Source organism: Halomonas sp. 141 (assembly GCF_002810305.1).
In the GTDB taxonomy this organism is placed as follows: Bacteria; Pseudomonadota; Gammaproteobacteria; order Pseudomonadales; family Halomonadaceae; genus Vreelandella; species Vreelandella stevensii.
In genome coordinates this window covers 59451-81113 of record NZ_PINZ01000013.1, presented here as the reverse complement: position 1 = coordinate 81113, position 21663 = coordinate 59451, and the positions used below count along the sequence as shown (strand labels likewise).

The 21663-nt window shown below is 60.3% G+C and carries 20 protein-coding genes; 7 read left to right on the top strand and 13 right to left on the bottom strand.

Annotation, left to right across the window (positions count from 1 at the left end):
* The coding region (locus CWI66_RS18315) for a hypothetical protein (RefSeq protein WP_232710798.1) at window positions 1-203 on the top strand (203 nt) is incomplete at its 5' end.
* Here CWI66_RS18315 and CWI66_RS08355 read toward each other — a convergent pair.
* From CWI66_RS08355 to CWI66_RS08340, 4 genes are all read right to left on the bottom strand, one after another.
* Window positions 200-2005, bottom strand: coding sequence for an acyl-CoA dehydrogenase C-terminal domain-containing protein (locus CWI66_RS08355; protein ID WP_100731427.1), 1806 nt, complete (start codon window positions 2003-2005; stop codon window positions 200-202). The genes CWI66_RS18315 and CWI66_RS08355 overlap by 4 nt on opposite strands.
* A gap of 229 nt (window positions 2006-2234) precedes the next feature.
* On the bottom strand, window positions 2235-3002 hold the full coding sequence (locus tag CWI66_RS08350; RefSeq protein WP_100731426.1) for an SDR family NAD(P)-dependent oxidoreductase: 768 nt from the start codon (window positions 3000-3002) through the stop codon (window positions 2235-2237).
* A 31-nt stretch (window positions 3003-3033) separates the two neighbouring features.
* Entirely contained in the window at window positions 3034-4710 is a 1677-nt protein-coding gene (locus CWI66_RS08345; protein WP_100731425.1) for an AMP-binding protein, read from the bottom strand.
* A 236-nt stretch (window positions 4711-4946) separates the two neighbouring features.
* The gene (locus tag CWI66_RS08340) at window positions 4947-5510 is read right to left on the bottom strand and encodes a TetR/AcrR family transcriptional regulator (RefSeq protein ID WP_100731424.1); all 564 of its coding nucleotides are present in this window, start codon (window positions 5508-5510) and stop codon (window positions 4947-4949) included.
* A 126-nt stretch (window positions 5511-5636) separates the two neighbouring features.
* Between CWI66_RS08340 and CWI66_RS08335 the strand changes: the two genes are divergently transcribed.
* The 5 genes from CWI66_RS08335 to CWI66_RS08315 all read left to right on the top strand — a co-directional run bounded on the left by CWI66_RS08335 (window position 5637) and on the right by CWI66_RS08315 (window position 9531).
* Window positions 5637-6824, top strand: coding sequence for an acetyl-CoA C-acyltransferase (locus CWI66_RS08335; RefSeq protein ID WP_100731423.1), 1188 nt, complete (start codon window positions 5637-5639; stop codon window positions 6822-6824).
* Window positions 6825-6963: 139 nt separating this feature from the next.
* Window positions 6964-7683 carry an arsenical resistance protein ArsH gene (arsH, locus tag CWI66_RS08330; protein WP_016914318.1) on the top strand — a complete coding sequence of 240 codons (720 nt, stop codon included), beginning with the start codon at window positions 6964-6966 and terminating at the stop codon, window positions 7681-7683.
* A gap of 13 nt (window positions 7684-7696) precedes the next feature.
* On the top strand, window positions 7697-8770 hold the full coding sequence (gene arsB, locus CWI66_RS08325; RefSeq protein ID WP_100731422.1) for an ACR3 family arsenite efflux transporter: 1074 nt from the start codon (window positions 7697-7699) through the stop codon (window positions 8768-8770).
* A gap of 13 nt (window positions 8771-8783) precedes the next feature.
* Window positions 8784-9188: an arsenate reductase (glutaredoxin) gene (gene arsC, locus CWI66_RS08320; RefSeq protein WP_016914320.1), complete on the top strand. Its 405-nt coding sequence runs from the start codon at window positions 8784-8786 to the stop codon at window positions 9186-9188.
* A 28-nt stretch (window positions 9189-9216) separates the two neighbouring features.
* Entirely contained in the window at window positions 9217-9531 is a 315-nt protein-coding gene (locus tag CWI66_RS08315; protein ID WP_100731421.1) for a CC/Se motif family (seleno)protein, read from the top strand.
* Here the strand turns inward: CWI66_RS08315 and CWI66_RS08310 are convergent.
* From CWI66_RS08310 to CWI66_RS08270, 9 genes are all read right to left on the bottom strand, one after another.
* Window positions 9496-10647 (bottom strand): MFS transporter, encoded by a 1152-nt coding sequence (locus CWI66_RS08310; protein WP_100731430.1) that lies wholly within the window; start codon window positions 10645-10647, stop codon window positions 9496-9498. The genes CWI66_RS08315 and CWI66_RS08310 overlap by 36 nt on opposite strands.
* On the bottom strand, window positions 10644-11867 hold the full coding sequence (arsJ, locus tag CWI66_RS08305) for an organoarsenical effux MFS transporter ArsJ (RefSeq protein WP_016914322.1): 1224 nt from the start codon (window positions 11865-11867) through the stop codon (window positions 10644-10646). Before arsJ ends, CWI66_RS08310 begins: the two co-directional genes overlap by 4 nt.
* On the bottom strand, window positions 11860-12891 hold the full coding sequence (locus CWI66_RS08300; RefSeq protein WP_081138390.1) for an ArsJ-associated glyceraldehyde-3-phosphate dehydrogenase: 1032 nt from the start codon (window positions 12889-12891) through the stop codon (window positions 11860-11862). Before CWI66_RS08300 ends, arsJ begins: the two co-directional genes overlap by 8 nt.
* A 129-nt stretch (window positions 12892-13020) precedes the next feature.
* Window positions 13021-13767 carry a phosphate ABC transporter ATP-binding protein PstB gene (pstB, locus tag CWI66_RS08295; protein WP_232710799.1) on the bottom strand — a complete coding sequence of 249 codons (747 nt, stop codon included), beginning with the start codon at window positions 13765-13767 and terminating at the stop codon, window positions 13021-13023.
* A 90-nt stretch (window positions 13768-13857) separates the two neighbouring features.
* Window positions 13858-15216 carry a phosphate ABC transporter permease PstA gene (gene pstA, locus CWI66_RS08290; protein ID WP_016914325.1) on the bottom strand — a complete coding sequence of 453 codons (1359 nt, stop codon included), beginning with the start codon at window positions 15214-15216 and terminating at the stop codon, window positions 13858-13860.
* A 6-nt stretch (window positions 15217-15222) separates the two neighbouring features.
* Entirely contained in the window at window positions 15223-16602 is a 1380-nt protein-coding gene (gene pstC, locus CWI66_RS08285) for a phosphate ABC transporter permease subunit PstC (protein ID WP_081138388.1), read from the bottom strand.
* Between the two features lie 102 nt (window positions 16603-16704).
* Window positions 16705-17724 carry a substrate-binding domain-containing protein gene (locus tag CWI66_RS08280; RefSeq protein WP_100731419.1) on the bottom strand — a complete coding sequence of 340 codons (1020 nt, stop codon included), beginning with the start codon at window positions 17722-17724 and terminating at the stop codon, window positions 16705-16707.
* 169 nt (window positions 17725-17893) lie between these two features.
* Window positions 17894-18640 carry a sulfite exporter TauE/SafE family protein gene (locus CWI66_RS08275; RefSeq protein WP_081138416.1) on the bottom strand — a complete coding sequence of 249 codons (747 nt, stop codon included), beginning with the start codon at window positions 18638-18640 and terminating at the stop codon, window positions 17894-17896.
* A gap of 8 nt (window positions 18641-18648) precedes the next feature.
* The gene (locus CWI66_RS08270) at window positions 18649-19824 is read right to left on the bottom strand and encodes a multidrug effflux MFS transporter (protein ID WP_100731418.1); all 1176 of its coding nucleotides are present in this window, start codon (window positions 19822-19824) and stop codon (window positions 18649-18651) included.
* 162 nt (window positions 19825-19986) lie between these two features.
* Here CWI66_RS08270 and CWI66_RS08265 point away from each other — a divergent pair, with 162 nt between their 5' ends.
* Complete coding sequence (locus tag CWI66_RS08265; RefSeq protein ID WP_100731417.1) at window positions 19987-21642, top strand: methyl-accepting chemotaxis protein; 1656 nt, start codon at window positions 19987-19989, stop codon at window positions 21640-21642.
* Window positions 21643-21663: the final 21 nt, after the last annotated feature.

The window sequence follows — 21663 nt, the reverse complement described above, 5'->3', positions numbered from 1 at the left end:
CTTCTTCACCGCTGGTAACGCTTGGCGTCCCCGGCAGCGGATGCGTACTTTACGGATTCGCTGCCGGGTTGGCAAGGGCTTTTTTAAAAAGTTTTCAAAATAGTCGAGATAAAAAAGCGGCAGGTAATGCCCGAGGGCAAACCTGCCGCAAACCACCGATCAGTCCCCTGACCAGAGAGTGCCTGGCAAAGGCGTGGGCTTAGATCTCGAAGCCCAGGCCAAAATCTTCGCTGGAAATCGCCATCAAGCTACCGGCACCTGCCTGGATCATGGCGGCGTGCGCCCTGGTACGTGGCAGCAGACGCTGGTAGTAGAAACGCGCGGTATTCAGTTTGGCCGTGTAGAAAGCGGCATCTTCACCCCCCTGTGCGCTAGCGGCCTGCTTGGCAGCGCGAGCAAACAGATAGGCGACAGCGACATAGCCGGAGTACATAAGGTAATCGACGCTGGCAGCCCCTACTTCTTCACGATCCTGCATGGCTTTCATACCGATACCCATGGTGAGTTCACCCCACTGGGCATTGAGCTTGGCCAGCGGCTCGATGAATTCCTTGAGCGCAGGGTTGTCGGCTTCAGCCTGGCAGAACTTGTGGATCTCCTTGGTGAAGACCTTGAGAGATTCACCCTGGCTCATCAGCACCTTGCGGCCCAGCAGATCCAGCGCCTGGATACCGGTCGTGCCTTCATAGAGACGCGTGATACGCGCATCACGTACCAACTGCTCCATGCCCCACTCTTTGATGAAACCGTGACCGCCAAAAATCTGCACGCCTTCATTGGTACACTCGAAGCCCACTTCCGTCAGGAAGGCCTTCACGATCGGCGTCAGCAGGCCAAGCAAGGTCTCGGCACGCTCCTTCTCTTCGCCTGCTGCGCCATGCTCGACCACGTCCAGCATCTGGGCGGTGTACAGCACCAGCATGCGCCCGCCTTCTGCAAAGGCTTTTTGGGTCAGCAGCATACGACGCACGTCGGGATGGACAATGATCGGGTCGGCGGCTTTATCAGGGGCCTGAACACCTGAAAGGCCACGCATCTGCAAACGATCACGGGCATAGCTGAGCGAGTTCTGGAAGCTGGCCTCCATCAGACCAAGCCCTTGAATCCCCACGCCCAGACGGGCCGCATTCATCATGGTGAACATGCAAGCCAAACCCTTGTTCGGCGCGCCTACCAGGTAGCCCGTGGCACCATCGAAGTTCATGACGCACGTTGCGTTGCCGTGAATACCCATCTTGTGCTCAAGAGAGCCACAGCTGACACCATTGCGCTGCCCGGGATTACCCTCGGCATCGGGCAGGAACTTGGGTACGACGAACAGTGAAATGCCTTTGGAGCCTTCCGGCGCATCCGGCAGCTTGGCCAGCACCAGATGAACGATGTTCTCGGCCAGATTGTGCTCACCGGCAGAAATGAAGATCTTGGTGCCGGTGATCTGATACGTGTCGCCCTCAGCAGGAACCGCACGGGTCTTGATCAGCCCAAGGTCGGTACCGCAATGGGGTTCGGTCAAACACATGGTGCCGGTCCATACGCCCTCGACCAGCTTGGTGAGGTAAGTGGCCTTTTGCGCCTCGGTTCCATGATGACGCAGCGCGTCTGCGGCGCCGTGGGAAAGCCCCGGATACATGCCCCACGCCAGGTTGGTGGCGCAAATCATTTCGGAAAGCATCATGGCCAGCGAATGCGGCAAGCCTTGCCCACCCTGCTCAGGGTCCGCCGCCAGGCTTGGCCAACCCCCTTCGACATACTGTTGATAGGCTTCCTTGAAACCGTGAGGAGCCTTGACCTCACCACCTTCCAGCAGGCAGCCCTCTTCATCACCGCTCTGGTTCAGTGGCAATAGCACGTCACGAGCAAAACGAGCGCCCTCCTCCAGAATCGCTCCAACGACATCGGGAGACGCTTCTTCACCGTTGGGAAGTGCCGCGTAGTGGCTAGGGTAATCAAACATTTCGTTCATCACGAAACGCAGGTCACGCAGAGGGGCTTGATAGCTGGGCATGTCACTTCTCCTAAACGGGGGGCTGAAAGAGCGGGTACTCAACAGGCGCTTTCAAACACATGTTTGAAAATTAGCGCGCACGCCCGACGCCGTCAAGCAGTCGTTTGAATTAAACCGAAAAATCGGCTACAACTTTGGTCTTCACCTTATTAACACCATGTTTTTAAAATAAAAAAACCTGCCCGAAAAAGTACGGGCAGGCTGTCCATCAGAGCTTACTGAGCGCAGATCACTGCATTCTGATACCACCGTCCAGGCGAACCACTTCACCATTGAGCATCGGGTTGGTAATGATCTGCTCGGCCAGCAGCGCGAACTCGTCAGGCTTGCCCAAACGCTTGGGAAAAGGCACCGCAGCGGCCAACGCCTGGGCAGCTTCGTCCGGTATCTCGCTCATCATGGGGGTTTCGAACACCCCTGGCGCAATGGCCATGACACGAATGGCGTGACGCGATAGCTCTCTGGCGGCAGGCAAACTCATGCCCACAACCCCCGCCTTGGAGGCACTGTAGGCGCACTGCCCGACTTGCCCATCGAACGCGGCAATCGATGCGGTATTGATGATGACGCCCCGCTCACCCCCATCGTCTGGCGGATTGCTGGCCATGGCGGCGGCCGCCAGACGCATGACATTGAAGGTACCTACCAGATTGATCTGAATGGTGCGCGCATAGCTCTCGAGATCTGCCGGGTTGCCTTGCCGATCCACCAGCTTGGCCACGCTGACCACGCCCGCACAATGAATCACTCCCGAAAGGCCGCTTTCGCCCCCCAGCGCAACGGCCTTGTTCACCGCCGCCTGCATGTCGTCGGCGGAGGTGATGTCGGCGATGCAGGCGTGCGCCTGAGCCCCCCACTGCTCGGCAAGGTCCGCCACACGATCACTCATGTCGCACAGCACCACCTTCCCACCCGCCTTTACCAGTCGTGCTGCCGTCGCCGCCCCTAACCCTGAGGCCGCCCCGGTAATCAAAAACGTACGATCCTTTACCTGCATGGCACTCTTCCTCTGAATGATATCTTGTAAATCAAGAGTTGTGGCGCGCTTGCTCGGCGGCTTGAGCACGCAGTTTGAAGCGCTGAATCTTGCCACTGGGTGTTTTGGGCAGCTCATCGACGAACTCGATGACCCGAGGAAAAGCGTGAGTAGAGAGCCGCTCGCGTACCTGCTGGCGAATCTCCTCCGCCAGCGCATCGCTGGGCTCGAAGCCATCGCGCAGCACGATGTACGACTTGATGACTTCGCCACGAATCTCATCCGGCTGCCCCACGGCGGCGGACTCGGCCACCGCCGGGTGCGTCATGACGCTATTCTCGACATCCGTTGGCCCCACTCGGTAGCCCGCCGTGGTAATGATGTCATCATCACGGCCAGCAAACTGGAACGACCCATCTTCATTACGAATGACCACATCGCCGGTCAGGTAGTAGCCGTTGACGAAGGGGTCTTTCTCCTGCCAGGTATAGCCTTGGAAAAAGTGGGCTGGCGAGCGCTTGATATCCACTGCCAGTACGCCAGGCTCGCCAGGCGGCAGCTCGTTGTATTCGGCGTCGAGAATGGCCAGACGATAGCCAGGCATCGGGACGCCCATGGCCCCCACGTGCTTGGGGTGGCCCAGGGAGTGGTGGTTGTTACAGGTCATGCCCGTTTCTGTCTGACCATAGTGATCCATCACCGGACAGCCCAACGATTTTTCCACCCAAGTGACCACCTCGGTATTGAGCGGCTCCCCTGCGGAGCTGGCCGCCCGTAGCGTCAGGGTCTGGTGAGCGTCGTCGAACAGGCCAGACGCCTTCATGAGGCGGTAGGCCGTCGGCGCGGCGGCGAAATTGGTGATCTGATGACGCTTCATGAACGCCAGCGCGCCTTCGGCACTGAAGCCCGCTTCGCAAAAGTGTGTTGTCACCCCCAACAGCAGCGGCCCGGCAATAGCGTAATACAGGCCGTAGGCCCAGCCAGGGTCGGCCATGTTCCAGAAACGATCCTCCTCGCGCAGGTCGACCGCCAGCTCCATGTAGAGCGCAAAGGCCGTCATACCCGACAGTGGCACGGCAACGCCTTTGGGCTTGCCGACCGTCCCCGAGGTAAACATCTGCAGGAACGGCTGATCCGGCGACAGCCGGGGCGGGGTATCGCTGATTGACGTATACGTCAATGCCGCCTGCCAATCATGATCCTGGGCATGCTCGCGGGTAGCGCCACCCACGGCCAGCACCGGCGGGCACTGGCTCAGGCCATCGAATTTATAGCGGTTGGCGTGATCGGTTATCACCAGCCTGGTATCTGCCCGCCCCAACCGATAATCGACCGCATCAGGCCCAAACGCGGTAAAGAGCGGCTGGTAGACCGCCCCAATCCGCCAGGTGGCGAGCACGGCCACCAGCAGCGCTGCCGAGCGCGGCAGCATGCAGGCAATGCGGTCACCCTCCCCCAGCCCCTGGCTTTTCAGCCACCCTGCCAGATGCCCACTCAGCTGCTCCAGTTCGGCATAGGTCAGCGTGTGGGTTTGGCCTTGGGTATCCTCATGCACCAGCGCCAGCACATCACCACGGCCCTGACGTACGTGCCTTCCACAGCAAGCCTCGTAGGCATTCAGGCACCCATCGTGGTGGTCATCCAGCCTGGCGACGACGCTATCTATTGAAAAATCCTCGAGAAATGTCGAATACGCGGGAAGTGAGGTTGCTGCTGATGTCGCTGTCATGACGGCTCTCTTGTGTTGTTGGTCGTGAGCACTGGGTCAGGCAGGATTCCACGTAGTATTGGTGTTATTGTCCGTTTACGTTAACGGAAGCCTACCGAATATCTCAACGCTAAAAGCATTTACTCAGGAGCGCAAGCCACAAGCCGCTCGAGAGGGTTAGACGTTGGTCGATCAGACAGCGGCTGGCGAAGCCAGAGGGGGCCAGGAACCATCAAGAAAAAATCATCGAGAAAAAATCATCGAGACAGGATCATCGCGACCAGCTCATCGGCCAGGTTGTCCGGGGTGCGCGGGCCATTGGGATCGTACCAGCGAACGGTCCAGTTCAAGGCACCGAGAATAAAGCGGGAAACCAGAAAGCGGTCTCCATGAATGAGCCCTGCTGCCAGAGCATCGTCGATCACCTCGACCCACATGGCCTCGTAGGCATCGCGCAAATGGCTCAAGTGAGCGCTGGCCGCGGGGTCCAGGCGACGCCATTCGAACAGCGCCACCACATGGGCATTACGGTCGGCAAACAGCGTATCGAGGTGTGCCCGCGCCATGGCATGCAAACGCGCCTCTGGCTGATCGGGGCACGCCTGTAGCGCCGCTCTGGCGATGGCCAGTGCGTTCTGAGTGCCCTCCTCGATCACCGCTGCCAGAATTTCCTGCTTATCCTTGAAGTGATGAAACAGGCTGCCAGACTTGATGCCCATTTCCTGGGCTAGCATGCGCACCGTGGTGCGGTCAAAGCCCTCTTGAACGAATAGCTGAGCGGCTAAGCGCGTCAATTCCTTGCGGCGAGGAGAGGCATTCATTACATTCATGTCATTTACACTAGCGCTTGCTTGGTTAGCTAGGAGAAGACCACAGCCCCGCCAGCGGGTCAACGCATCGCTAGCCGCTCAGCACGATAATCACAACAATCTATCAGGAGATAGGCCATGAGTAACGCTACCGACATCGTCTTTTTATCCGCCACCCGCACCCCCATGGGGGGCATGATGGGCAGCCTTTCCACCTTGAGCGCCCCGGAGCTGGCCGCCGTGGCCATACGCGCCGCCATCGAGCGAGCAGGCATCGACGCTGCGCTCGTCGAAGAGGGCATCATGGGCTGCGTTCTGCCTGGCGGAGTCAAGCAAGGTCCGGCACGCCAGGCCATGCGACAGGCAGGCATTCCCGATGCCAATGGTGCCACGACCATCAACAAACTCTGCGGCTCTGGCATGAAAGCGGCCATGCTGGCCCATGACCTGATCAAGGCGGGCAGTGGAGCAATAGTGCTGGCAGGCGGCATGGAGTCCATGTCGAATGCCCCCCATGTGCTGACCAAGGCACGCGGCGGCTATCGCCTGGGCCACGGTGAGCTGAAGGACCACATGTTTCTCGATGGCCTGGAAGATGCCGAAACCGGCAAGCTGATGGGGGTCTTTGCACAAGAGGTGGCCACCGAGCGTGGCTACAGCCGTGAACGGCTGGACGATTTCGCCATCGCCTCGCTGGAACGGGCCATGGCCGCCACCAACCATGGTGACCTGGATGCCGAGATGGCACCCGTCACCGTCACGACCCGCCAGGGTGAAACCGTGGTGTCCCACGATGAGCAGCCCTTTCAGGCCAAACTGGACAAGATTCGCCAGCTGCGCCCAGCGTTTGCAAAAGATGGCACCATTACCGCCGCAAATGCGAGTTCGATCTCCGACGGCGCCTCGGCGCTGATTTTATCGAACCATGAAGCAGCACAGCGTCACGGTGTCAAACCGCTGGCCAGAATGCTGGGGCATGCCACCCACTCGCGTCATCCCAGCGAGTTTACCATCGCGCCGGTAGGAGCCATCGAGAAGCTGATGAAAAAGCTTGGCTGGGGCGTCGATGATGTGGACCTGTTCGAGATCAACGAAGCCTTTGCGGTCGTCACGCTGATGGCCATGGATGATCTGGGCCTGCCTCATGAAAAGGTCAACGTGTTTGGCGGCGCCTGTGCCCAGGGGCATCCCATCGGCTCTACCGGCTCACGCATCATCGCCACGCTGATTCATGCCTTGCGCCAGAAAGGCGGCAAACGCGGCATCGCCAGCTTGTGCATTGGCGGCGGTGAAGCAACCGCCGTGGCGGTCGAGCTGATCGACTGATTCACAGCGCGCTTCATGGCGGCAGCGATGAAGCGCGTCTGGACCATGGCTGACAAAATGGTGGAGGTTGCCATAAAAGATATATGAAAATTCATATATCAATGCCAAAATGAAGGACATCGTTTTAACGGACCTTCACATGGCACACTTCGACACCTTACCCAACCTCGACCCTGCCCTGTTCAAGATTCCCAGCCCGGAATCCCTGGGGTTGACGAGTAACGACCTCCCCTCCCCCAACATCCTGCTGCTGTATGGCTCGCTACGCAAACGCTCCTTCAGCCGACTGGTCGTCGAAGAAGCCGCGCGCCTGCTCGAAGCCATGGGGGCTCAAACACGCATCTATGACCCCAGCGGACTGCCTCTCCCCGATGCCGAGGATGCCAGCCACCCCAAAGTGGAAGAGCTGCGCACGCTGGCCCAGTGGGCGGAAGGCATGGTCTGGTGCTCCCCCGAACGACATGGCGCCATGACCGGCATCATGAAGGCGCAGATCGACTGGATTCCTCTGGCACTGGGGGGTGTCAGACCCACCCAAGGCAAGACACTGGCGGTCATGCAGGTGTGCGGCGGTTCCCAGTCGTTCAATACGGTGAATCAGCTGCGTATTCTGGGTCGCTGGATGCGGATGCTGACCATTCCCAACCAATCCTCGGTGCCCAAGGCCTTCATGGAGTTCGATGACGACGACCGCATGAAACCCTCACCTTTCTATGACCGCATCGTGGACGTCATGGAAGAGCTGATGAAATTCACGCTGCTGACCCGAGAGCGCAGCGACCTGCTAACCGACCGCTACTCCGAGCGCAAGGAGAGTGCCGAAGAGCTCTCCCGACGGGTCAACCAGCGCGCCATTTGAACGAGGAGTGAACATGACACAGCCACAGCCAGCCGCCCCCAGCAGCGCCGACATGGGACTTTTCGAGCGCTATTTGTCGCTCTGGGTGGCCATTGCCATCATGGTCGGTATCGCCGTGGGTCAATGGGCACCCCAGGTACCGGAAACCCTGGCGCGCTTTGAGTATGCTCAGGTGTCGCTGCCCATCGCCGTGCTGATCTGGGCGATGATTTTCCCGATGATGGCACAAATCGACTTCAGCGCGGTCGCCGGTGTGCGCCGTCAGCCCAAGGGGCTGACCATCACCACCACCGTCAACTGGCTGATCAAGCCATTCACCATGTTCGCGCTGGCCTGGCTCTTCTTCATGGTGATTTTCCGCCCGTTCATCCCTGAAGCGTTGGCCAACCAGTATCTGGCCGGGGCGATTCTGCTGGGGGCCGCCCCCTGCACGGCCATGGTGTTCGTATGGAGCTACCTGACACGGGGCGACGCGGCTTACACCCTGGTACAGGTAGCGCTGAATGATCTGATCATGCTGTTTGCCTTTGCCCCCATCGTGGTTCTGCTGTTGGGCATCTCGAACATCCAGGTCCCGTGGAACACGGTGCTGCTCTCGGTCGTGCTCTACATCGTCATTCCCCTGGCCGCTGGCTATGTCACTCGCAAAGCGCTGATGGCCAGAAAAGGCGCCGAATGGTACGACAAGGTGTTCATGAAACGCCTGGCCCCGGTCACCCCCATGGGCCTGATCGTCACGCTGGTCTTACTGTTTGCTTTTCAAGGCGATGTCATCCTGAGCAATCCGCTGCATATCGTGCTGATTGCCATTCCGCTGATCATTCAGACCTTTCTTATTTTCTTCATCGCCTACGGTTGGGCCAAGGCGTGGCGCGTACCGCATAATATCGCCGCACCGGGAGCAATGATTGGTGCCAGCAATTTTTTTGAACTCGCCGTGGCCGCCGCCATCGCGCTGTTTGGCCTGCAGTCTGGAGCAGCCCTGGTCACGGTGGTCGGCGTGCTGGTAGAAGTGCCGCTCATGCTGGCCCTGGTGCGTATCGCCAATAAAACGCGCGCGCATTTTCCTGCAGCCCAACCCTCCTGATGAGGACCCCGCCATGATCGTGATCTATCACAACCCTGCGTGTGGCACGTCGCGTAATACGCTGGCCATGATCGAAGCATCGGGAGAAATACCGCAGGTGATCCACTACCTGGAAACGCCGCCCAGCCGAGAGCGGCTGTTGGCACTGCTGGCCATGATGCAGCTGCCCCCCAGGGCGCTCTTGCGCCAGAAAGGGACGCCTTATGATGAACTGCAGCTCGACGACCCGACGTTGAGCGATGACCAGCTCATCGACGCCATGATGGCTCACCCGCTGCTCATCAACCGGCCCATCGTCAGTACGCCCAAGGGCACGCGATTATGCCGCCCATCCGAGCAGGTATTGGCGCTCCTGGACCACCCTGTTGCACAATTTACCAAGGAAGACGGAGAGACCGTTTACTATCCCCCCACCTAACCGCCCGGCATGGGCAGCCAGGAGCGTCATGCGTCAAGTCATCAAGATGGAGCACCCTGCCGTGGCATTCATCCAGCAGCACGGAGGCGTGGTGACGGTACGCCGTTCGCCACGTCATGGCTGCTGTGGCGGGACGGCACATATCGCCGTGGCAGAGCTGGGCGCGCCAAGCGACACATCGGCCTTCGAATATCATCAGTTGCCAGAGGCCGGCCTCTGGATAGAGCCGTCCCTTGCTTGGCAAGGCCTGCGATTACGGGTGGAAGGATGGTGGAAATTCAGGCGGCTATTTCTGGAGGGCGCCCCGTTAACGCCGGGGAGCCGGGATACTCAGCAGCGCTAGCGTGGCTGCCAGCATGAGCAGCGACGTCAGCCATAGCGCGGATGCGCCCCACTGGTCGATCAGCAGCCCAAACAGCAGCGGCGCCAGGGCTTGCAAGGCCCGAGCGGGCATCATGATGAGCCCCTGCCTGCGCCCAAACCCCTGCGGGCCAAACAGTGCCAGGGGCAGCGTCCCAGAGGCAATCGTCATCATGCCGTTACCCGCGCCATGCAGCAACGCAAACCCGGCGGCCGGCATGCCGAAAAACGTCAGCAACCCGGCGCCCACGGGATGCAGCGTGGTAGCGATCCTGCCTGCGAACAAGGGGTGAAAACGGCGCAGCAAAACGAACTCTCCCATACGCGCCGCTGCTTGCGCAGGCCCCACCAGAGCAGCCGCTGCAATCGCCACCGACAGAGAAACGCCACTCTCTTGCAGCAGCCTGGGAAGGTGGGCGGCCATGGCCGTGGAGACGAACCAGCCCGCCGCGAACACGTACGCCAGCAGCAGCAGGGTAAAACGCGGTCGTTCAGGCGCCTCAGACGCAGGGCTCGACGCGCTGGAGAGCGCTCGCTCGGCCTTGGGCAAGCGAGCGTTCAAGGGCATTCCCAACACGACATGGGCAAGCGCCCAGCTGGCGCAGGCAGCACGCCAGCCCCACTCGCTCTCGATGAAGGCAGTGATGGGCCAGCCAAGAGTACTGGCAAATCCTGCCACCAGGGTCACGCCGGTAATCGATGCCCTGGCATGACTCCCCAGCAGCCGCCCCAGCGTGGCAAAGGCCGCATCGTAAAGACCCAGCGCCATGCCCACGCCCATCAGCAACCATGCCAGCACCAGTGTCACCGCCCCTTGCGCCAGCGCCAGTGCCAACAAGCCCACCGCCATGATGGCGTTCGAGGCCATCAGCACACCGCGCCCGCCCTGGCGATCGATCAAGCGCCCGACGCTGGGTCCCAACATGGCGACCAGCAGCAACGCTGCCGAGAAGGCGCCAAATATCCAGCGAGTGGACAGCTCCAATTCCAGCGCCATGGGCCCCGCCAGAATGGCGGGCAGATAGTAGCTGGACGCCCAGGCAAGGGTCTGGGCACTCCCCAGGGTGAGCGTCAGGCCAGCGCCAGGCGAGCGAATCACGCCACCTGCCTGGGCAGCGCCAGTGCCATGAGCGCGCTGGCAGCCACCAGCGCCGCCGCCACCCACAGGCACGCACTCAAACCATAGGCCATGTAGAGCCAGCCCGAGAGCAGCGTGCCGACCAGGCGGCCCATGGCGTTGGCCATGTAGTAGAAGCCTACGTCCATGGACACGCCATCGGCACGGGCATAGTGGACGATCAGATAACTGTGCCAGCTGGAGTTGACGGCAAACAGCACGCCGAAGGCCAGCAGCCCCACTACCAGCCACCCCACCTGTGCCAGGGGCAGCAGAGCCAGCAGAATGGCGAGCACGGCAAGCGCGGCGGCCCAGCCAGCCGTGAGCATCCGAGCGTCTCCACGGAACAGTGCGGTGAGCCTGGGCGCCTGGGTCTGCACCCCGCCGTAGCCAATGATCCAGGCGGCCAATAGCCCACCCACGGTCCAGTGGCTCCAGCCATGCTGATCATAGAGGAATACCGGCAAGGCCACGACAAACCACACGTCCCGGGAGGCGAACAGGCAGAAGCGCGCCGCCGAAAGCACATTGATGGCGCGGGACTTGGAGAAAATCTCGGAAAACTTTGGCTTGACCTTCTGTTTGCCAAGGTCAGCCTTCAACCGCCACAGCGACAGCCCCAGCACGGCACCCAGCATCAGCGCCATGGCCACCACCGCGCCGCGAAAGCCGATCAGCGTCAGCAGCACGCCGCCCACAAAAAAGCCCAGCCCTTTCAGGGCATTTTTGGAGCCGGTCAACATCGCTACCCAGCGGTACAAGGCGCTGTTGGCATTGGCGCTATCAGCCGGCACCAGCACTTTCACCGCGCTTTTGGCGCTCATCTTGTTCAGGTCTTTGGCAATACCCGACAGCGCCTGGGCCGCCATGACCCAAACGACGGTAAGCATTCCGGCAGGCACCATGAGCATGGCAAGCGCCACGATCTGCAGCCCCAGCCCCACGTTCATGGTGCGGTTGAGCCCCAACCGCGCGCCCAACCACCCTCCCACCAGATTGGTCACCACGCCAAACGCTTCGTAGAACAGAAACAGCATGGCGATTTGCAGCGGCGAGTAACCCAACTGGTGGAAGTACATCACCACCAGCATCCGCAGGGCCCCATCGGTGATGGTAAACGCCCAGTAGTTGCCCGTGATCAGCATATACTGGCGCACTTCGAAAGGCAGTGCGCCAATGCGTGCCCTGAGCGACTCAGCCACGGCGCGCCTGCTCCTTGCCCACCTTCCAGGCAAGCTCAGCGGTGCGGTTGGCATACCCCCACTCGTTGTCGTACCAGGCGTAGAGCTTCAGCTGCGTACCATTCACGACCATGGTCGAGAGCGCATCGATGACCGAACTGCGCGGGTCGGTGCGATAGTCGATAGACACCAGCGGCCGCTCCTCGTAACCCAGAATCCCCTTCAAGGGCCCCTCTGCGGCCATCTTGAGCGCCTGATTGACCTCCTCGACGGTCACTTCGCGCTCGAGCTCGAATACCATATCGGTCAGCGAGGCATTGGCCAGCGGCACGCGAATCGCATGGCCGTTCAGCTTGCCGGTCAGTTCGGGAAAGATGGCGGTGATCGCCTTGGCCGAACCGGTGGTGGTGGGAATCAGGCTCATGCCGCAGGCGCGCGCCCGGCGCAGGTCCTTGTGCGGTGCGTCCAGAATCGTCTGGGTATTGGTAATGTCGTGCACCGTGGTCATGGAACCATGACGAATACCGAACGTTTCCAGAATGACCTTGACCACGGGGGCCAGACAGTTGGTGGTGCAGCTGGCCGCAGTGACGATGCGGTGCGTAGCAGGGTCGAACAGATGATCGTTGACGCCCACCACCACGTTGAGCACGCCCTCCTCCTTGACCGGCGCACTGACCACCACACGCTCGACCCCCTGATCCAGATAGGCCTGCAGCTTCTCCGTGGTTTTCATCTTGCCGGAGCATTCGATCACCACATCGCAACCAGACCAGTCACCTTCGGCAATCGTCTTGTGGGCGCTGAAGGCGATGGTACGGCCATCGATGGTGATCGCCTCCGGGGTAGCGCCAATGCCCTGCCCCGGCGCCCACTGGCCATGTACCGAGTCGAACTCCAGCAGGTGAGCAAACGTCGCCGCATCGCCGCCCGGGTCGTTGATGCGCACCAGGGTTACCTCGTCGGCAGCGGCTCGCGCCCACAGGCTGCGCAGTGCCAGACGACCAATACGGCCAAACCCGTTGATACCAATGCGTAGTGACATGCTGAACCTCCAGAGCCAAGTGAATCGTCAATATATGAAAAATCATATATTAAAAATCAAAAAAAACCAGCTATCGAACCCGCAGGCGGCCACGCCCCCTGCGGGTAACCCGTGATCAGTACGGCGTGATCACCCGAAGCGCCCCGTGATGTAATCGTGGGTACGCTGGTCTTGCGGATTGGTGAAGATCTGGTCGGTGCTGTCCACCTCCACCAGATCCCCCATGTGGAAGAACGCCGTACGGTCGGCCACGCGTGCCGCCTGCTGCATGTTGTGGGTCACCATGACGATGGTATAGCTCTCGCTGAGCTCATCGATCAGCTGCTCCACCTTGGCCGTCGCGATGGGGTCGAGGGCCGAGCACGGCTCATCCATCAGGATGATGTCCGGGCTGACGGCCACAGTGCGGGCAATGCACAGGCGCTGCTGCTGGCCACCCGACAACCCGGTGCCCGGCTGATCCAGTCGATCCTTGACCTCTTCCCAGAGCCCGGCACGGCGCAGGCTGCTCTCGACGATGTCGTCCAGCTCGGCCTTGCGCTTTGCCAGACCGTGCAGACGCGGGCCATAGGCGATGTTTTCATAAATCGACTTGGGAAACGGATTGGGCTTCTGAAACACGATGCCTACCTGGGCACGCAGGAGTACCACATCGCGATCCGGGGCATAGATATCCTTGTTATCCAGGGTGATCTTGCCCTCGACCCGACAGATGTCGATGGTGTCGTTCATGCGGTTCAAGCAGCGCAGAAAGGTCGACTTACCGCAGCCAGAAGGCCCGATGAACGCCAGCACTTCGTTTTCGTACACATCCAGGCTGATACCATTGATCGCCTGACTGGCACCGTAAAAGACCTTGACGTCCTGGGCGCTCATCTTGACCTTGTCGGTGGCTTTACTGGTGCGGCTCTCGCCAGCGCCTACGCTCACCAATGGGGATGTCTTGGGCTCTGTTGAAGTATTCACTTACCACCTCGTCTCGAATTTTTTACGCAGCCAGATTGCCAGTGCGTTCAGGCTCAGCATCAACCCCAGCAGTACAATGATGGCCGCTGACGTACGCGCCTCGAAGAAATTGCGCAGCTCGTTACCCTGCCATAGATAGATCTGTACCGGTAGCGCAGCCGACTGCTCCAATGGCGTGCTGGGCACGTTGGACACGAACGCATTCATGCCGATGAGCAGCAGCGGTGCCGTCTCGCCCAGCGCCTGGGCAACGCCCAGAATGGAGCCCGTCAGGATACCCGGCAGTGCCAAGGGCAATACATGGTGGAAGACCGTCTGCACTTTCGATGCGCCGATCCCCAACGCCGCCTGGCGAATGGAGGGCGGAATCGAGCGCAGCGATGCCCTGGTAGCGATGATGATGGTCGGCAGGGTCATCAGCGTCAGCACCAGGCCGCCCACCAGCGGCGCCGACAGCGGCATGCCCAGATAGCCTATGAAGATGGAAGCCCCCAACAAGCCGAACACGATGGAAGGCACGGCTGCCAGATTGTTGATATTGATCTCGATGAGATCGGTCAAACGGTTCTTGGGCGCGAACTCTTCCAGGTAGATGGCGCTGGCTACACCAATGGGGACCGAAAGCGTGATCACGATCAGCATCATGAACAGCGACCCCATGAAGGCCCCTGCCAGGCCCGCCGACGCAGGCGAGCTGCGCGAGTCGGTATTCAGGAACAGCGACGTACTGAAGGAGTTACGGATGACGTTCTCATCGTAAAGGCGGTCAGCCCATTCCCGGGTCTGGGCACTCAACTGCTGACGCGCATCCGGCAGCGAGCGGTCGATATTGCCCTTGATCCAGACGTCGACGTTGGCCGCCGCGAGCATTTTCACTTCCACGGTCTGGCCCAGCAAGGAAGGATCCTTGATGAACTTCTCACGCAGTGCAAAGCGCTCACCCGAGGTCACCAGGGCACGCAGATCACGTAGCTGTTGAGGCTCGACCTCGACCCCCAGCGCCTCTTCCATGGCGCGGTCGATCAATGACTGCCAGTTGACCAGTCCTGCCTGGGTCAGCCACGCGGAATAACGTTCGTTGAACGCCGACTGGCTTTCACCGCTGGCGCGCACCGGCTTCTCTTCCAGCTGGATCACTTCGGGGTCGAAGTACACCTCCGGGTAGAGCGTCGCTTGCCAAAACGCCGGCACACCGCGCATCAGAATACTGATGAACAGAATGGCGACCAGGGTCAGGCCGGTCACGACGGCGGCCAACCCGGCAAAGCGAAAACGCTTTTCCTGACGATGACGTCTTGCCAGCGAGTTTTCGATCGTGGTCAGGCGATGCTGACGGCGCTGCTCAATCGTAATAGACATGGTCGCTTACTCGTATTGCTGGCGGTATTTACGCACCACAACCAGTGCGATGACGTTCAGGCCCAGGGTAATGACGAACAGCGTCAAGCCCAGAGCAAAGGCCACCAGCGACTGTGGGCTGGCAAAGTCCATGTCCCCGGTCAACTGGTTGACGATGGTCACGGTGATGGTCGATACCGCCTCGAACGGATTACCGTGCAGTACCGGGTTATTACCGGCCGCCAATACCACGATCATGGTTTCACCGATGGCGCGGCTGGCCGCCAGCAGAAAGGCACCAACGATACCCGGCAGCGCCGCAGGCAATACCACCTGGCGAATGGTCTCGGACTTGGTTGCCCCCAGCCCCAGCGCACCATCGCGCAGTGACTTGGGCACCTGAGTAATGATGTCGTCAGAGAGTGACGACACGAACGGAATGATCATGATGCCCATCACCAGGCCCGCGGTGAGCGCGCTGGTGGTGCGGATATTGATACCGACCATATCGCCCAGGCTGGAAAGGAAAGGCCCAATGACGATCAGGGCAAAGAAACCGTACACGATGGTCGGGATACCGGCCAGAATTTCGATGATCGGCTTGGCCACGTTACGCAGCCAGGGGGGCGCGTATTCGGCCATGTAAATCGCCGTCATCAGCCCCACGGGGATCGCCACCAGCAAGGCAATGATACTCACCATCATGGTGCCCCACAGCAGCGGCAGCAGGCCAAATTCCCCCTGCGCATCGCTTCCCGACGTGCTGAAACGCGGATTCCAGGTCGTGCCCAGGAAGAACTCTGCCGGGCTGATGAAGCTGAAGAACTTCAGCGCTTCGCCCAGCATCGACAGCACGATACCCACCGTGGTGAAAATCGCGATGGCGGAGCAGGAAGCCAGCGCAATGGAGATCACGCGCTCGACATGATTACGCGCCCGCCACTGAGGGGAAATACGCCGCCGGGCAAACACCAGCCCCACCACGGCCACCACGGCCATCAGCGCGATCAGCGTGGTGTTCTGGAAAGTCTGCAGGCGCGCCATGTGTGCGGCCGCGGCCAACTCCTCGGCGCTTCCCCCTCCGGCCACGTTACGCTCGTTGGCCAGCGCGGTGATACGCCGCAACAAGGTGTTCATTTCACGTTCGCTCATGCCTGCCACCAGCTCGGGGGGCAGTTGCTGAACGACCAGCATATCAATCAACTGTGGTGCCAACAGCGACCACAATATAAATAGGGCAAGCGCTGGCAGCCCACACCACAAGGCCACCAACGCTCCATAATAACCGGGGCGCGAATGCATTCTGACATCGTGCTCTGCCGCAACCGCGCGACTGCGTGTTAACCCCAAGTGGTAAGCCAAGGCCATTATCACGAGTAGCGTGGCTATCAAGGCAATGTTACTCATTCTCTCTCCGCCCATGATTTCCTACGTTCAAGCGCCAGCACCATTTCCATGATGCCGGCGCAATACCTACCTGATCACCGCTGTGAAGCGATGACGGCAGTCTTACTCTTCAACGCTTACCACGGTACGGGCCTGGAACTGAGCCAGTGCTTCAGCACGCTCTTCTTCGCTCATTGGGATCAGACCAGCGTCTTCCAGCGGACTGCCGTAGCCAGAAATCATGTCGTTCAGGAAGAACTCGGTGTACTCGGCCAGGCCCGGGATCACGTCCAGGTGCTCGCCCTTCACGTAGAAGAACAGCGGACGAGAAACGGGGTATTCGCCAGAACCGATGGTTTCCAGGCTGGGCGTCACGCCATCCACCGTGGCCACTTGCAGACGGTCACGGTTCTGGTCGTAGAAGCTCAGACCGAAGACACCAACGGCATCTGCCTGGGCATCCAGACGAGCCAGCGTCTCGGTATAGTCACCGGCGATTTCGACGATACGGCCATCGCCACGCAGCGAGTCACAGGCATCGCCTTCTACGTTGGCGTCGCTTTCACAGCCAGCGTGGATGACTTTCTCTTCGAATACTTCACGGGTGCCGTGGTTGGAAGCCGGAATCACCAGCACGATTTCCTGGTCGGGCAGGCTGCTGTCGATTTCGTTCCAGCGGGTGTAGGGGTTGTCGACCAGCTGACCATCCTGAGTGACTTGAGCGGCAGCGGCCTTGAACACGTGCTCAGGCGTCAGAGCGAACTCTTCACGGTCGATACGCGATGCAAACACGATACCGTCGTAGCCGAACATCACTTCGAGGATGTCGTTGACGCCGTTTTCGTTACAGTTGGCTACTTCGCCACTGCGGATGGCACGAGAAGAGTTGGCGATGTCGATGGTGTTCTCACCAACGCCCTGACAGAACTGGCGCAGGCCGCCACCGGAGCCACCAGAACCGACGACCGGAGTGTTGAACTGGGAATAAGTGTTACCGAACTCTTCAGCAACAATGCTGGCAAACGGCAGTACCGTCGAAGAACCAGCGATTTGCACGGTGTCACGGGCAGTAGCAGCCGTTGATACGCCGGTAGCAAGAGCGGCAGCAACTACAACACCCAGTGTCTTTTTCGTTACTTTCATCGTCGTGTCCCCTTCTAGTTTCATGCCTGGGCTATTCGATTTGAGCCGTTCGGCAATGTTGGCGATTGGCCTTTCACACCGAGGAGTTTGCACAGCGACGATTGCAGAAATATGACAGCGATAATTTTTTTAGCGAGGAGTGTTAACGAAGCGTTGGCCTGGGGCCCTATCACAGCAGCAAACCCAGCGCCGCCAGCGTACACAGGGCCAATGAACAGCGCTGTAGCAGTACTTTATCCAGCCGATGGGCCACCGCATCCGCCAACGCATTACCGATCAACACGGCAGGCAGAAACGTCAGCGCCAGCTTGAAATGCCAGATGCTGAGCTGCCCCGCCAGCGCCAGCGTCGCCAGGGTCAGCAGCGAGGTGATGACGAAGAAGGCCGCCAGATTGCCGCGCATGCGATCCGGCGAAAAGCCGTGCATCAACAGCACGATGGGCGGCCCACCAATGGCAGCCACGGTGCCGAAGATGCCCGACAGTACACCGGCCACGAACAGTGTGACGCGATTCACCGGCAAATGAAAACGGCACAGCGTCACGCCGACCGCAAACAGCACGATGGCGGCAATCAGCGTTTCCAGCACGGCCATGGGCGCCGCCAGCAGCAGCCAGATGCCCAGCCCGTTACCCGGCAGCCGCCCCACCAGTGCCACGCTAATCTCGCGCAGATGCACTTCGTGCCAATAGCGGCGCACCATCATCAGCGAGACCGTAAAACCGAACAGCACCAGCACCACCGGCACCAGCCGTGGCTCCAGCATCAGCAGCAGCGGTGCCCCGACGACCGCCAGGCCAAACCCCGTGGCACGCTGTACGAAAGCCCCCAGCAGCAGCACCCCGGCACAGGCCAGCCATGTTGCCAGAGAAATTCCCAAAGAGAGCTCCATGGTGAGCGCCAGCCATTCGAGCATCGCCACGCCTAGACCGCCTGGGTGAGCTTTCTCACCCCGATATTACCCAGCAGCGCCGCGCCCAGCATGGTCAGCACCATCGGCCAGAGGTGCTCTACCTGGAAGAGGCCCACCAGCACACCCGCCAGCGCGCCACAGCTGAACTGAATGCCTCCCAGCAGCGCCGTGGCCGTGGCGCTGATATGGCCGAAATGATCCAACAGCGACGAGATGGCGTTGGGCGTGATCAGCCCAATCATGCCGGTAAACAGCATCACCAGCGCCACCACCACCGGCAACGAGGCCAGGCCCAGGGCCGTAGCAGCCACCAGTGCCAGCGCGGCGCATAGCTGCACCGTCAAGCCAAAGCGCAGGTTCTGCTGGGGTGTGCGCTTGCGCAGAAGATGGATATTCAGCCGATTGGAGAGCGCAATCATGACCACGTTGACCCCAAACACCAGCGGGTAAACGCCCGGAGAGAGGGAGAAATACTCCAGATAAAGAAAGGGTGAGGCCGTTACGAACGCGAAGAGGCCCGCAAACGAGGCTGCCACGGCGCAAATGTACCCCATCCCTTCCCGGTGACGCAGCACGCTGGCGTAGTTACCCAGCACCTGACGAGGAGTGGCAACAGGCAGGCCCGGGGCGCGGGTTTCAGGCAGGCGTGTTCCCAGCAGCCAGAGCAAAAAGCCTGCATAGACTGCCAGAAATACAAAGATCAGCCACCAGCCGGCGATATATAGCAGCAGGCTCCCGACCGCCGGCGCCACCAGCGGCGCCAGCATCATGATCATGGCCATAGTGGACATCACCCTGGCAGCCTCACGCCCGCTGAAACAATCCCGTACGATGGCCGCCGAATTGACCACGCAGGCTCCCCCGCCCAGCGCCTGCACGAACCGCCATGCCAGCAAGGATGTCAGGCTATCGGCGGTGGTGATCATCAAGCTGGCCAGTATGAAGACCACCAGCCCGCTGAGCAGCACAGGTTTGCGGCCCATGCGGTCCGACAGCGGGCCAAAACAGAGCTGCCCCAGCGCAAAGCCGAACAGAAACATACTGATGGAAAGCTCGGTATGGTGAATGCTGGCACCGATACTTTCCGCCAGCACTCCCATGGCAGGCAGGTAGGCGTCTATTGCAAAAGGGGCCAACGCCGTATTGGCCGCCACCAATAGCGCTACGCGACGCGGATTGAGTTCCATACATCTCCTCGAAAGCTACGCTGGTTGGCCGCTCGCTGGCCACTTAGATAGGACGCTAATCATACACTCAACCCCAGGATCGCGCATCGCCCACTCAGAACTGAAACATTTGCCCATTAAGCTGCCCGTCATGATTCAAATGACGCTGTCCTGAGGGCCACGATGATACTCAAAAAGCTGGAAAACATTTCGCTACGCAACCTGAGCCTGGCCGCACTGCTATTGATGGCAGGCTGCCTGCTGATGTTCGCCGCACTGGCCTGGCATATCATGCAGCAGAGCCAGCGTGACCTGGCTTCGCTGGAGCAGGTCAATGTCCAGCAAGCCTCCTCGCTGAATCGGCTGCACATTGCCAGCCTGGAGGGTCTCAATCGCATGGACCGTGCTCTGGAGCGCCAATTGCGTCCGTCGCTCGGTGACCCCATCGCAGCGCTGGAAGCCGTCGAGCACGAGCTGAACGAGATGTCCCAGGCGCTGGAAAGTTTCCTTCAGGCCACTCAGGACAGCCCCTATTCAGCGTTGCGCGACGCCATCGATGAGCGCGCCCATCAACTGCTGGCCAGCATGGATGCCCAGCGCAACGCGATTACCTCCGGTGACCGCAGCGGCTATCGGCAAATCACTCTGGAAGCCATGGATCATAGCGAGGCCCTGGCAGGCCATGCCCGGGCGTTTTATCAGGTAGCCGACCAGCAAGGCGTCAGTCTGATGCAGGACGCCAAGCAGCGCGCAGGTATGGTGGCCGCTGGGCTGGCGCTGGGTATGGCGGTCTCCCTGGCCCTGATGGGCGCCTTGATCTGGCTGGGCCACTTCCAGTTGCTACAGCCCATCCGCCACTTGATCGGCCATTTTCGTCATATGGCCGAAGGAGACCTGAGTGCCGAGGTTCCGGCCCGTGGCAACAACGAAATCGGCCAGCTCTATGCGGCCCTGGGGGTCATGCAAAACTCCCTGATCGAGACCGTCAAGCAACTGCATGACAACAGCCAGCACGTGTTCCAGAGTGCTCAGCGGCTGGCACTGGGTAACGAGGACCTGGCCACGCGCACCCATCAGCAAACCACCTCACTGGACAACACGGCCACCAACGTACATACCCTGACCGATAGCGTGGCCCACACCGCCGAGCATGCCCTGAAGGCCAAGGAACTGACCGAACACGCCACGACACAAGCTCAGCAGAGCCACCACACCATGGAAGCCTTTCTGTCGACCATGGAAGAGATCGATGCCCACGCCAAGCAGGTCAACGACATCGTCAACGTCATCAATGGCATTTCGTTCCAGACGAACCTGCTGGCCCTCAACGCGTCGGTGGAAGCGGCCCGTGCAGGCGAACAGGGGCGCGGCTTTGCCGTGGTGGCCGCTGAAGTGCGTTCACTGGCCACCCGCAGCGCAGAAGCTGCCACCCAGATTCGCGGCCTGCTGGCCTCTTCCAATACCAGTATCGAGCGCGGCAACCAGCTTTCCCGAGATGCCAACCAACAGGTCGAGGAGATGGTCGGCTCGATCTCTTCGACTCACCGCCTGATTACCGATATTGCCAAAGCCGCCCACCTGCAGCATCAGAACATCGAAGAGATCAACGAGACCCTGCAGGAACAGACCCAGGTGACCCAGGCCAATGCGCGTCAGGTCGATGCCACCGCACAGGACGCCATGTCGCTGGAGTCGGCTGCCGAAGGGATGCGAGAGCAAGCGGCCCGATTCAAGATCAGCCAGCGACCCCAGGCCGTCGGCTATCAGTGGCGGGCAGCGGATTCTTCGCTATCATCACCGATCAAACATACTCAACGCGAGCCAGCCTTGTTAGAGTAACCATGACTCATACAAGGAGCA